The 13,159-nt window shown below is 38.8% G+C and carries 11 protein-coding genes; all 11 read left to right on the forward strand.

The annotated features are described in order from the left end of the window. Positions 1–23 precede the first annotated feature (23 nt). The 11 genes from R2Q66_RS11400 (at position 24) to R2Q66_RS11450 (ending at position 13,131) form a co-directional block, all read left to right on the forward strand. Entirely contained in the window at positions 24–1,133 is a 1,110-nt protein-coding gene (locus R2Q66_RS11400) for a glycosyltransferase (protein ID WP_316748967.1), read from the forward strand. Positions 1,134–1,153: 20 nt separating this feature from the next. Continuing rightward, positions 1,154–1,750, forward strand: a complete 597-nt coding sequence (locus tag R2Q66_RS11405; RefSeq protein WP_316748969.1) for a sugar transferase — start codon at positions 1,154–1,156, stop codon at positions 1,748–1,750. Positions 1,751–1,787: 37 nt separating this feature from the next. Beyond that, positions 1,788–3,080 (forward strand): hypothetical protein, encoded by a 1,293-nt coding sequence (locus R2Q66_RS11410; RefSeq protein ID WP_316748971.1) that lies wholly within the window; start codon positions 1,788–1,790, stop codon positions 3,078–3,080. Beyond that, the gene (locus R2Q66_RS11415) at positions 3,025–3,702 is read left to right on the forward strand and encodes a class I SAM-dependent methyltransferase (RefSeq protein ID WP_316748973.1); all 678 of its coding nucleotides are present in this window, start codon (positions 3,025–3,027) and stop codon (positions 3,700–3,702) included. Before R2Q66_RS11410 ends, R2Q66_RS11415 begins: the two co-directional genes overlap by 56 nt. 17 nt (positions 3,703–3,719) lie before the next feature. Next, a complete protein-coding gene (locus R2Q66_RS11420) occupies positions 3,720–4,820 on the forward strand; it encodes a glycosyltransferase family 4 protein (protein WP_316748975.1) in 1,101 nt (366 codons plus the stop codon). A gap of 37 nt (positions 4,821–4,857) precedes the next feature. Then, complete coding sequence (locus R2Q66_RS11425) at positions 4,858–5,748, forward strand: hypothetical protein (RefSeq protein ID WP_316748977.1); 891 nt, start codon at positions 4,858–4,860, stop codon at positions 5,746–5,748. A 55-nt stretch (positions 5,749–5,803) separates the two neighbouring features. Next, a complete protein-coding gene (locus R2Q66_RS11430; RefSeq protein WP_316748979.1) occupies positions 5,804–6,910 on the forward strand; it encodes a glycosyltransferase in 1,107 nt (368 codons plus the stop codon). A 45-nt stretch (positions 6,911–6,955) separates the two neighbouring features. Continuing rightward, positions 6,956–8,800, forward strand: a complete 1,845-nt coding sequence (asnB, locus tag R2Q66_RS11435; protein WP_316748980.1) for an asparagine synthase (glutamine-hydrolyzing) — start codon at positions 6,956–6,958, stop codon at positions 8,798–8,800. Between the two features lie 83 nt (positions 8,801–8,883). Further along, positions 8,884–10,005: an NAD-dependent epimerase gene (locus R2Q66_RS11440; RefSeq protein WP_316748981.1), complete on the forward strand. Its 1,122-nt coding sequence runs from the start codon at positions 8,884–8,886 to the stop codon at positions 10,003–10,005. A 233-nt stretch (positions 10,006–10,238) separates the two neighbouring features. Beyond that, positions 10,239–11,672, forward strand: coding sequence for a pectate lyase (locus R2Q66_RS11445; protein ID WP_316748983.1), 1,434 nt, complete (start codon positions 10,239–10,241; stop codon positions 11,670–11,672). A 310-nt stretch (positions 11,673–11,982) separates the two neighbouring features. Further along, entirely contained in the window at positions 11,983–13,131 is a 1,149-nt protein-coding gene (locus R2Q66_RS11450) for a glycosyltransferase family 4 protein (RefSeq protein WP_316748986.1), read from the forward strand. Positions 13,132–13,159 lie beyond the last annotated feature (28 nt).

Genomic DNA, 13,159 nt, shown 5'->3' on the forward strand with positions numbered 1-13,159 from the left:
TTGAAAATGTTCAACTCCATACCATGAAGCCAAAATTATTCTTTGTAATTAACGCATTAAACCCGGGTGGGGCAGAGCGTGTGGTAACCAATCTGGCGAATTACTTTAATGACCAGGGTTTTCAGGTATTCATGATTTGCCTTAATGATGGGCGTCCGGTTTATCCGGTAAACGATGGTGTACACCTGATTCAACTTACCAAAAGAGATAACAGGCATGGGATATTTGACAGGATGAGATTTGGACTGATTACTTTTTTTAAACTCCTACATTTACTAATTAAAGAGAAACCAGGATGTGTCATTTCTTTTATGACCTCTTCGAATCTCTGGGCGGGTTTAACTTGTAGCTTAACGGGGGTTCCTTTTATCGTTTCTGAACGGATCACACCGGACCTCACCATTAACAGTTTTAACCCCTTCTTAAAATGGCTTTCTTATATGGTGTACCGTCAATCAAAAGCCATTGTACTGCCAGCGAAAGCCATGGAGGCCTGCTTAAAGAAAACCAGGTCGTTCAGAAAGCTGGATAATTTCATTTCCATAAAAAACTATGTGAGCGTCTTTCAGCCCTTAGATTTAAAACCAGTTCACGATAAGAAGTTTATTCTTGGTGTAGGTCGGCTGACGCAACAGAAGGGTTTCGACCAATTGATCGAAGCTTATAGCAAAATTCAAACCGGGGAAATTGACCTGGTTATTGTGGGGGAAGGTATGGAACGCGAAAGCCTGACCAAAAAAATTGAGGAACTCGGCTTATCTAAGCAGGTGTTTTTAGTCGGATCAAAAGATAACCTACAGGACTATTACGCACAGGCGGAATTATTTGTCCTGTCTTCCAGAAATGAAGGTTATCCCAACGCTTTAATTGAAGCCATGAGTATGGGATGCCCTAGTATTGCAATGGATTGTGAATTTGGCCCATCAGAGATTATTGAAAACGGCTTAAATGGTTTTCTTGTCGAAGATGAAAACATAGTTATGCTGGCACACTCGATGTCTGTAGTACTGAATAATGACCGGCTCAAGAAACGATTATCAAAGCAGGCAAAACTGATCAATGAAACCAATTCCCAAAAGGCCATTACCTCAAAATGGGAGGAATTAATATTGAGCCAGGTCCAGGTAAACTAACCTCTTAATCGCCATCAATTATGTACGCTAAAAGATCTTTTGATATTATACTGGCCTTCCTGGGCATATTATTTTTGCTGCCGCTTTTTCTAATTGTGTCCGTATTAATTATAATGGACTCTAATGGGGGTGTTTTTTACAAGCAAATACGTGTGGGTAGGAATATGGTTGATTTCGAATTGTTGAAGTTCAGAACAATGTATCTGAACTCAGATCGCAGGGGTTTATTAACTGTTGGGAGTCATGACGCACGAATCACCAGACTGGGATACTGGCTTAGGAAGTATAAAATCGATGAACTCCCCCAGCTTTTTAATGTACTGAAAGGGGATATGAGTTTTGTAGGACCAAGGCCTGAGGTTAACAAATATGTCGCATTATATGATGCACAACAGCAACAGGTTCTTTCTGTTAAACCTGGAATTACGGATTGGGCATCGATAGCCTTTTCTGATGAGAATGAACTTTTAGAGCAGTCGGATGATCCTGAAAACTTTTATATCAAAGAAATTATCCCATCCAAAATCATAAAGAACTTAGAATATATCAATAAGCATGACATCTGGGTTGACCTCACCATCATATTTCTGACATTAAAAAAAATAATGATCAGGTAATCAGTAAAAATATAGAGATATGTTATTCAAAAAGTTAATGATCACAGTATTTATGACAGCCTATCTTTATACGTTGTCTTTCGGGATCTTCATGACTCATATTTTCAGAATTCCTGCACCACTTGTTTTGTGCATTCCCCTGGTTTTGTTTTTCAGTGAGAAAAAGCCTCCTTTTTTATACGCTAAAGAAGCTTTTTTATTCTTCTTAGCCATTCTTACCTATGATTTTATTGGGATGGGAGATCGTATAGGTTTTTTTGCAAGTCTGATTGTAGTTTCCTGTTGTATCCTTTATTTTAATTATTTCATAGGCTATAACAGACGCAGATTCAATATTTCGATGATGATCTTTTATGTATTGCTTTTTTTCTCCGCGATCATCATGGTGCTGAATCATTTTCTTCCGGGCAGAATAGACCAGTTAAGGGGGACATTGCTGGATGATACCATTATACAAAGCCCGGCAGGATTGGCGCTAACCCAGTTTAACTATGGATATCAGTTGGCCGCTTTGGTGTCCTTCTTGTTTGTTTTTACTCATGTATTCCGGTTAAATATCCTGGTTAAACTTCTCGCTTTTGTCATCTGTATTATTTTTATATACCTCGGAATGAACCGGTCTGTGTTTGTCACCTTTTTAACTTCTTCCTTCCTGTTTGTGGTTTTTTATTATAGGTATAAATCTATTTTTATCATTACTGCAGCCGTACTATTTGGCTTCGTTTCTTATGCTTTTATCATTAAAGGGAATTTCGATGCTAAAAATAATATTCTGACTAAAAATGAGGGAAAGAATGCCAACTACTATAACCGGGTAGGGATGTCTGAAGAGAATTTGAAAATATACGCAGATTACCCTTATGGCCTGATTTTTTATGGGAAAAACTGGAGCGATGTTACTTACCGAAGTACGATCTTCTCTTCCGGACTAACCTCCCATAATGCCTACCTGATGTTCTTGACTTATCTGGGTCCCTTTCTTGGATTAGGATTGCTTTTATCCTTGTATTATAGGATAGGAAAAATATTCCTGGGTGTATTATTCAAGATCAAACTAAAGGAGAATGCACTGTTAATCGGTTTATGCTTTTCATTTTTAGGAGTATCCATTAACGCATTCTCGCACAATGGCTGGTTGGTGAGTGCGGATGGACCTACCTTGTTTCTATATTTCAGTATCCTTCACCTCGCGAAAATTCAACACCAAAAAAATACTCAGGAAGCCGCTGAAATAGCCCTTGATGAGTATGATCATAAACTAAACGGCTTTAATTATGATACAAGTAACAATCAAAGAAATCATAAACTGGGATGTCGTGAACTGGGCTAAAGCCTTAGACTACTGGGAGAAAAATGTGGACCTGAAAAACAAAGGATATAATTGTCTGGAGTTGGGAACCGCTAATGGTGGATTATCATTATGGTTATCACTACATCATAACAAAGTCCTTTGTACTGATCTGATGGAGCCAAAAGAAGCCGCGCGAAATATTCACCAAAAATATCATTGTCACCCCAATATTGAATATCTGGCAATGGATGCAACCAGCATACCTTTTGAGAATCATTTTGACATTGTTGCTTTTAAATCAATACTCGGCGGAATCAGCCAGAATGGACGCAATGAATACAAACTGAAAACATTAAACGAAATACATAAAGCCCTTAAACCGGGCGGAAAGTTGTTGTTTGCGGAAAATCTGGAAGCCTCTATGCTTCACAAAATACTCCGGAAGAATTTTGGTACACCAGATTGGAATTATGTCAGGCTAGATGAGATTGAAGATATATTTCAGTCTTATAAAAGTGTCAATTTTACTACAGTGGGCTTTTTAGGTTGTTTGGGAAGAAATGAAACGCAAAGAAATATCCTGGGAAGGATAGATGGTAAAATAGAAAAGATGATTCCGGGTAAAATGCATTACATCCTGATCGGTGTAGCTGAGAAATAGTAAAAAAACGTTGGCTCATGAACAAAATAGCACATATTATTGGTTCTTTGGAAAGAGGTGGCGCGGAACGTTTTGTGGTTGATTTATGTAATGAACTTGCAGAAAACGAACAAAATGAAGTGTATCTGGTCTCCCTGTTTGACAATCATCCAGATACTACTTTTGTGACGGAAATCAGTACGAAGGTAAACTATGTATCTTTTGATAAAACACCTGGATTCAGCTTACGTGTGCTTTTAGAGCTCAGTTCCTGGTTGGTTGCGCAGGACATCCAGGTGGTTCATACCCATTTAAATGCCCTGGAATATTTAATGCTATATCGGTTAAAAAAAAAGAATACCAGGTTCTTTCATACAATTCACTCTACAGCAGAAGCAGAATGCCCTGGTTTTTTCCTGAAATCATTCCGGAAAAATCTATACAAAAGAAATTTAATCACCCCTATTGTAGTTTCAAATGATGGAAGTGAGTCCTTCCGTAAATATTATGGGCTGGACAATGATCTGGTTATTGAAAATGGCAGGCCATTTTTAACCAAAACCGAGGAATATCCAAAACTGGTCAGTAAATACAAAGAAGATCAGGATGCTTTTCTTTTGATTCATGTGGGCAGGATTATTAAAGTGAAAAATCAGCAGTTATTAATTGAAGCTGTACAAAAATTCAATAGAAGAGAAGCGCAGAAATGCAGGTTGTTAATCATTGGGGAAGTTCGTGACGAACTTTTGTACCAAAAACTCCTGGCGCTGGTAGCGGATGATCAATACATAGAATTCCTTGGTGGAAAGGAAAATATCGTGGATTACCTGAGTATCGCCGATTTTTTCTGCCTGTCCAGTTTTTATGAAGGGATGCCGATTTCCTTAATTGAAGCACTATCAGTTGGTTGTATCTCGATATGCACAGCAGTAGGCGGTATTCAAAATATGATCAACCACAAGGATACCGGTTTTTTAAGTCAGGACAATAGCGTGGATAGTTATTATCGGGCGATAAAGGAAGCCGTATTTTCCCAGGATAAGTCTAGAATCAGGGAAAATAGTAAGAACGCATTCCGGTCAAAATATCACATTGGCGCTGCGGAGAAAAAGCACAGCCTGGCCTACAAACTGGCCTGATTAAATTCTTCAATTCAAATGATTTTATCTCAAAAATATGCAAAACGTTATAGATAGATATTTTGGCGCTGATAAATGGAATATTGGAATGGTAAAACAGTCTGCCAGAGACCTGGTCCTGAGGAAGGGCTTTAGCAAAGCAGTCTCCTGGCTTAAAGAAGATAAAGCAGACTATTCAGCAGATCCTTTCGTAATCAGTATCAGGTCTATCCTTTATGTCTATTATGAAGAGCTTAATTTTTGGAAAGTTAAAGGTAAAATTTCAAGGATTAAGAACTTTGATTTTAACACTAAACAAAAGGTAACGGGTTTTCAGCCTGCAGATATCCATTTTTCCTACCCTTATATTTTTGAGGAACAGGCTAAGTTTTACTGCATACCGGAGACTGCCGATGCAGGTGAAGTAAGTCTTTATCAGGTGAATCCTGAAAATGCAACCGAGCTGCGAAAGAAAAGGACATTGCTGGATGGCGCGCGTTATGTAGATAGCTCTATCGTGAAATACAAGGGTAAATACTGGTTGTTTACCAATGTTGATGGCGAGCTGAATGACCTCTACATCTATTATGCGGAAAATTTAGATGGGGAATTCATTCCTCATAAACAGAATCCAATTCCGGTGAGCTTAAAAAATTGCAGAGGGGCGGGGAGTTTATTTATTGTGGATGACTCACTGTACCGTCCAACACAAAATCTTGAAGTCAGATATGGCGGCTCGATCGTGATCAATAAGATTACGGACCTTAGCTCAGATACTTTTAAGTCCGAACAGGATTTTGAATTATTGCCCGAAGCCCCTTATTTGCTGGGGATGCACAACATCAGTTTTGGTAAAGATTTTATTGTAGTTGATGGAAAACGAAGAAGACATTCTCCAATCACGCCGCTACATCGGTTATTGAAAAAAATCACCTATCGCTTATCCTGAATTCCCGGTCAAGCAGCCCTGAATATAAATTATCGGCTTATAATCATCAGATATTATGGTACAGCATGTTTTGTTTATGACAACAGGCCTACGGAAAGGTGGGGCAGAAACACAGTTGATTAAAATTGCCCGGTTTTTAAAAAGCAGGGATTACAAGGTTAGGATTGTTTCCTTAAAACCAATCAATGATTTTAATATTGACTTCAATGCAGAAGGACTGGAAGTTATCTTTTTGAAGAGCTGGATGGCAAATCCATTCTCCAATATCATAAAGCTTTTTAAAACAGTCCGCGAATTTAATCCTGATGTCGTGATTGCATTCATGTTTATCTCCATCATTTTTGCGCGTTTTCTGAAAATGTGGTTTGGTTTTAACCTGATCTCCTCCATAAGAACACCTGTAATTGCTAATAAATGGTATGCCTTATTTAAATTAACAGCAGATTGGGATGATGTAGTCGTGTATAACTCCTACAAATCGAAATCTAATTTTGAGCAAAATAAACTCGTTAAAAGGACCGGCCTGGTTGTAAACAATGCCATTTCCATTCCGGTACTCTCGCCTAAAATAACGACAGCCTCCCTAAACAAACCTTTTGTTTGGATTTCTATGGCACATTTTGTTCCGGAAAAGGATTATGTAACGTTATTTAAGGCAATCTCCTTAATGAAAGAGGAAAATTTCAGGATAGATATTTTAGGAAATCTATTTGATCAGGAATGGCCTTTTCAAATGATTAAAGAACTGAATATCGAACACCAGGTGAACCTGCTGGGATTAAAAACAGATACCAGTCCTTTTCTGCAGGAAGCAGATGGTTTCGTGCTTTCTTCCTTCTTAGAAGGGATGCCCAATGCTTTGCTGGAAGCGATGGCGCACCAGAAACCGGTCATCGCATCCGCTGTTGCCGGAATTGAAGAGCTGCTGGTAAATATGGATTGTGGTTTTCTATTTAAGCAGGGGGATGCTGCGGAACTCGCCCAAAAAATGAAATTGATCATGAATATGTCTGCTCAGGAAAGGGAAATACTTGGCCGGAATGGAAGAAGACATATTGAAAAGCACTTCTCTGAAGAGAAAGTGTTGCAAGACTGGCAATCCTTAGTTGATCAGGTCGCTGAAAATAAGAAAACCTCCTTATCTGGTTCTTTATCATCCTGATAACAGCCATTTACCTATTTAATTTAACGCTTAAAATCAGAAAACATGTGCGGAATATTTGGGACATTAAATTTCAATTCCAGAGAGAATGATGAGGAAATATACCGTGATCTTTTTCATCGCGGGCCTGATGAACAACGCCATCTGCAACATGATAATCTGGAATTATACCATACCCGGCTTGCCATTCAGGATTTGACAGTTCAAGGGCAACAGCCGATGAAATACAGGGACCTTAGTATTGTTTTTAATGGAGAAATCTACAATCATCTTGAAATCAGGAAAAAATATGGACTGGTTGACTCTTCAAGCTCCGATACCAGGACGATATTAATGATGTACGAACTCCTTGGAATGAAAATGCTGAATGAGTTCGACGGCATGTTTGCTTTCGCGCTTTATGATAGCAAAAAAAAGAAATTATACCTGGCCAGAGATCGTGCAGGGAAGAAACCCTTATATGTATATGTAAAAGGAATCCAGTGTGTGTTTTCTTCCGAACTGAATATCCTGTCCAAAGTGGTGCGCCCGGAAATTGATTATGGCTCGATTGCCGATTATCTATACCTGGGATACCATTACCGGAAAGCGACACCATATCAACGGGTATCTGAACTGGAAAATGGTAGCTATATGGAGATTGATACCCATTCCACCATCAGTAAAAAGGTGAAATGGTTCGATATTGCTAATTTCTATCAAGCAGATAATAAATTAAACTATAATGATGCTGTTGATCGGTTAGACCATAACCTTCAACTGGCGGTGAAAAGGAGAATAGATAGTTCTGATTTGGACGTGGGGGCGTTTTTGAGTGGTGGTATTGATAGCGGATTAGTGACCTCCATCGCTGCCGCTCATACCACAAATTTAAAAACCTTTACCGTTAAAGTAGAAGGGAGCTATGATGAATCCCATCTGGCAAAAAAAGTAGCCCTTAAATATGCTACAAATCATACGGTAGTGGACATTACTTTCTCCGATTTACAAAACGACATAGAAAAGATACTCATCAATCATGGGGAACCCAACTGTGATAATTCTGCGATCCCAAGTTACTATGTGGCAAAAGAAGCAAAAAAACACATCACAGTAGTGTTAAATGGAGATGGGGCAGATGAATTATTCGGTGGCTATCGCAGGTATGTGCCTTTCAAACATTTCGACTTTTTTAATTCCGGTCGGATAAGCACTACTGCTGCAAAAATGCTGACCAGCATTCTGCCAATTGCCAATGAAAAACAAAGCAGCTACAATTATGTGTACAGGCTGTTAAAGCTGGCCGGTTACAACGATATCCTAAAGGTTTACAATTCTGCATCCTGCGATTTGTTTGTCGGATTTGAAGATCAGTTTCTACACAAACCATTGATGAAAGATATTTCTGCAGACCTGATCATGGTGAATGAATTGCCAATATCCGCATTAAAAAAAATCATATTAACTGATTTTCAATCGATGTTGTTCAGCCGGCTGCTCCCTAAAATGGATATTGCAACGATGGCGCACTCTCTGGAGGGAAGGAGCCCCTTTCTATCAAAAGAGATCTTAGAGTTTGCCCCCGGTTTACAAGATCATTACAAAATAAACAACCTGACCACCAAGCCCATTTTAAGGGATTTAGCACTCAGGTACCTACCGGCAGAGCTGATCAATCAGCCTAAACGGGGATTTGAAATCCCACTAAAAACCTGGGTAAACGGAGAACTGAAGACCATTATAAATGATTACTTGCTCGCTCCGGACGCCTTATATCCTAAAATTATTAAGAAATCTTTCATCCTGGATCTGCTCGCTTCAAAAATTAAAATCTCTGATGAAAGAAGAGCAAAAATTCTCTTTTGCATTTTCGGATTGGAAGTCTGGTACAAGGGCTGCTATCGCAAATAGCTTTTTTCTTTCGGACCCCGGCGCACTTCCCGAAATTACTTTGCGGATTTACTAACCATATATAAACACTTAAAATAAACACTATGAAAATTTTAGTAACTGGTACAGCCGGATTTATAGGCTTTCATTTAGCAAAACGTTTATTGGAAAGAGGAAATGAAGTTGTTGGGGTAGACGTGATTAATGATTATTACGATGTGAATTTAAAGTATGCCCGTCTGGAGGAAAGTGGTATTTCCAAAGACCAGATTGTTTATGATCAACCGGTAACGAGTACAAAGTATGATAACTATGTGTTTGTGAAACTGGATCTAAACGATAAAGATGGCATGATAGAACTATTTAATACCAATCATTTTGACGCAGTAGTCAATTTAGCGGCACAAGCCGGGGTGCGATATAGTTTAACAAATCCAGAGGCCTATATAGATTCCAATATCAGCGGATTTTTGAATGTCCTGGAATGCTGTAGGTATGCGAAAGTTAAACATTTACTCTATGCGAGTTCTTCCAGTGTTTACGGTTTAAATACAAAAATGCCTTTCTCGGTTCATCATAACGTGGATCACCCGGTATCTCTGTATGCCGCATCTAAAAAATGTAATGAGTTAATGGCCCATGCCTATAGTCACCTTTTTGAATTGCCAACTACCGCACTGCGTTTCTTTACTGTTTATGGTCCCTGGGGCAGACCGGATATGGCCTTGTTTTTATTTACCAAAGCCATCATGGAAGGTAAACCCGTTGAGATTTTCAACAATGGGAATATGAGTAGAGATTTCACCTATATCGATGATATTGTGGAAGGAATTCTACGGTTAATTGATAAGCCTGCAGCAATAAACCCAGATTGGGATCCAGCTGAACCAGATCCTGCAAGTTCAAATGTGCCCTTCCGTGTATTTAATATAGGTCGTGGTGAACCAGTAACGCTTTTAGATTTTATCAATGAAATTGAAGAGAATATTGGCCTCCCTGCGCTTAGGGAGTACTTACCGATGCAGTCTGGCGATGTACCGGCGACCTGGGCAGAGGTATCTGAACTGGTTAACGAGCTGGATTATAGTCCGGAAACCTCAGTCAAAGACGGGGTACATCAGTTCATAGATTGGTATAAAATGTTTTATGGCTGTAATAAGGAGGTTCGTAGACGTGCAAGAATCAGACCGTCTAATCAAATTCATGTTTTTGCAACTAAAATTTAACCAATATCCAGGCTTATTTAGTCATCTTAATGTCACTAAGTAATAATGTGAAATAATTGTAAACAGCCTTTACAGGCTGTTACACAGTGCTATATTCTTTGTTAGAATCACCCAATCCCAATTTTTCTACCTTCACGAGGTCTCAATTTACTTTTCCTTTGTAACTTTTGAGATACAATTTTTTTACAACCTCCCCGTTTAAGAGGCATATTTAAAAAAATGGAGTGAATTAAATGGAAAGATTGAAATTAAATTTTAGAAAAGTGTTTGTGTTCGGCGTATTGTTATCGACAGTATTAGCATTTAGTCAATGTAAGAAAGATGGAGTAGTAGGGCCACAGGACCCGGAAAACCCCATCACTAATGAAATCCCGGGTATATTAGATTCACAAGCTGTGAATGGAGGAGGTACATCGGGTACCATGCAGGTTAATGTTTCAGGGGCTACTTCTGATGGTGGTTTTGCAGTAAGGATTCCCATGGATTCTAAACTAATTAGTGATTCAAATGAAAAACCAACTGTCTCTACAGTAAGAGTTTTTGAAAATGGAAAAGAAATTGGCCCTGGTCATTCCTCACATGATGAGATCAGAGCAAAAGGTAATGGCCGTTTCAGCCATAAATCTGGTTTCCTATTCTTGTCCGCTTCGGATAATTCAAATCCAAAAACAAACGGTAAAAAATATACTTATACCGTAAATGGACAAGGAGCTGGTGGTATAACACCTCCAACAACTACACCAGATCCAATAACACCAGATCCGGGACCAACTACTCCGATTAGTGGAGATGAGCCAATTGGTTATGCTTCTGTTAATGGTAAAACAACAGGTGGTAAAGGTGGTCAGACGGTTACCGTAAAAACCTTTGCGGAATTGAAAACTGCGGTTACCTCAAAATCTCCGTTAATCATTATGGTTTCCGGAACAATTACAGGTACAGGAATGCTACAGGTAGAATCAAATAAATCAATTTTGGGACTTCCGGGATCCAGACTGAATGGCGCAAGTCTTTTGATTTATGGAAAGAACAACGTAATTGTTAGAAATATGACGATCAGTAATGTAATTAGTTATTCTAACATCATCATCAAAGAAGGTGCTCACCACGTTTGGATAGATCACTGTGAACTTTCATCTGTTAGGGTAAGTGACTGGGATTATTATGATGGATTGCTGGATGTTGGTACTGGTGCTGATTATGTTACCTTATCATGGAACAAATTGCATGACAACCACAAAGCGATGTTGATCGGTTTTAGTTATACCCGTCCTGATGATGTGAACCACCTTAAAGTAACAGTTCACCATAACTACTTCTACAATATTTCTGAGCGTACACCAGATGTGAGATACGGAAATGTGCATGTGTTCAATAACTATATGCAGAATGCAGGTTATGTTGGAGCACTAATGGGAGCAACAGTACGTGTGGAGAATAACTACTTCAAAAACTCGTCACTTCCAATCAGAACTGAAATTAGTCCTGTTGCTGGATTTATCAGCGGTTTAAATACCAATATATTTGAAGCTTCAGGTGCAAACAAAATTACTACAGCTGCTTCAAGTTGGATTCCAACTTATGCTTACACCTCGGTGTTAAACAAAGCTGCAGATGTTCCTGCGCTAGTTACAAAAGGTGCTGGTGCAACATTAACCTCTTTTTAGTAATAAAACAACTTCGGCAGCATCCAAAATGGCTGCCCGCTTACACGTACAAATCTGCTAATCATGCAGGTCTAACCAGGTAAGTAAAATTCTTCCCGAAATAAGTAGACCCTGTAAGTTGAAATACACTTGGTCGTATTGTTCCCGGGATTAACCATTCAGGCTACCATTTGTTGGGAGGTAGCCTGGGTGGTTTTTAATCATTATCACCTTTTTTTCGAAGAGAATTTAAACGACAAAAGTCTACCATTTGGATGACGGTATATCATCCTATATCATGAATTTGGATTGTATTAAATCGTTGTGTATTATGGACAATAAAAGAAAAAATATACTGATCGCCTGTGATTCCTCCCATACCTTACTGGAATTCCGTGGTAAACTCATTGAAGAGTTGGTTAAGGGAAATAATGTGTCGGTTTTTACCCCCAAAATTTCCAGACAGCAGGTTAAAGATAAGTTAGAAAGCCTGAACGTAACCGTGTATGAGAATAAGCTGAATGGGAGCAACGTTTCTATTTTTTCTGACCTGAGATATATTGTTCAGCTATACCAGCTGATCAGAGATACTAAACCTGATGTATTTTTCCCCTATACCTTCAAACCAGTCATCTATGGGACTATGGTCGCTAAGTTTTGTAAGACGGCTTGTATTACGCCCATGCTGACAGGCTTAGGTTATAATTTTACGGATGGCGGAAAGAAAAACTGGTTGGTTACTGCAATAACAAAGGTCTTGCTCAAAGTCAGTTTAAGAGGAAATAAAGGAATCCGGATTATTTTTCAGAATCGCGATGACTATAAGAAATTGCTGAAGACCGGAATAATCGGACAAAAGCAACAGGCATATGTGGTTAATGGCTCCGGGGTCGACTTAAGTCATTATGATTATTCTGAACCAGACACTTTAAATATTAGTTTTCTCATGATCTCCAGATTGATCAATGCCAAGGGGATAAAAGAATATTATGAAGCCGCAAAATCCGTCCGCCATAAATACCCGGACATCAAATTTAAATTGATCGGCGCTTTCGATAACAATATCGATTCGATACCCCTGGATTTGTTTTCTAAGATTTTATTCGATGATACTATAGAATATATTGGACAGGTGGATGATGTGAGACCCTATATTAAAAATGCATCTATTGTGGTTCTACCTTCCTATTATGGAGAAGGCGTACCAAGATGTATTCTGGAAGGGATGGCCATGGGAAGAGCAGTGATTACCTGTGATTCTGTTGGCTGTAGAGAAACCATCTACAATGAACCATCCGGACGCAATGGCTTTTTAGTTCCGGTGAAAAACGTGACTGCACTTGTTTTAAAAATGGAATATTACATAAACAATACGACGGACATTATACGATATGGAGTTAACGGAAGACACTTCGCAAAAGCAAAATTCGATGTGGATCTGGTTAATGCCGATATGTTGAAAATCATGGACGTTGTTTAGAAAGCTAAATTGATGTATTAAAACTAAT

This window comes from Pedobacter gandavensis (genome assembly GCF_032677645.1).
Classification (GTDB): domain Bacteria; phylum Bacteroidota; class Bacteroidia; order Sphingobacteriales; family Sphingobacteriaceae; genus Pedobacter; species Pedobacter gandavensis_A.

What these genes read in the sequence shown, in the direction of transcription:
- R2Q66_RS11400 (WP_316748967.1), top strand. Translation starts at nt 24, where the DNA reads ATGAAGCCAAAATTATTCTTTGTAATTAACGCATTAAACCCGGGTGGG.
- R2Q66_RS11405 (WP_316748969.1), top strand. Translation starts at nt 1,154, where the DNA reads ATGTACGCTAAAAGATCTTTTGATATTATACTGGCCTTCCTGGGCATA.
- R2Q66_RS11410 (WP_316748971.1), top strand. Translation starts at nt 1,788, where the DNA reads ATGATCACAGTATTTATGACAGCCTATCTTTATACGTTGTCTTTCGGG.
- R2Q66_RS11415 (WP_316748973.1), top strand. Translation starts at nt 3,025, where the DNA reads ATGATACAAGTAACAATCAAAGAAATCATAAACTGGGATGTCGTGAAC.
- R2Q66_RS11420 (WP_316748975.1), top strand. Translation starts at nt 3,720, where the DNA reads ATGAACAAAATAGCACATATTATTGGTTCTTTGGAAAGAGGTGGCGCG.
- R2Q66_RS11425 (WP_316748977.1), top strand. Translation starts at nt 4,858, where the DNA reads ATGCAAAACGTTATAGATAGATATTTTGGCGCTGATAAATGGAATATT.
- R2Q66_RS11430 (WP_316748979.1), top strand. Translation starts at nt 5,804, where the DNA reads ATGGTACAGCATGTTTTGTTTATGACAACAGGCCTACGGAAAGGTGGG.
- asnB (WP_316748980.1), top strand. Translation starts at nt 6,956, where the DNA reads ATGTGCGGAATATTTGGGACATTAAATTTCAATTCCAGAGAGAATGAT.
- R2Q66_RS11440 (WP_316748981.1), top strand. Translation starts at nt 8,884, where the DNA reads ATGAAAATTTTAGTAACTGGTACAGCCGGATTTATAGGCTTTCATTTA.
- R2Q66_RS11445 (WP_316748983.1), top strand. Translation starts at nt 10,239, where the DNA reads ATGGAAAGATTGAAATTAAATTTTAGAAAAGTGTTTGTGTTCGGCGTA.
- R2Q66_RS11450 (WP_316748986.1), top strand. Translation starts at nt 11,983, where the DNA reads ATGGACAATAAAAGAAAAAATATACTGATCGCCTGTGATTCCTCCCAT.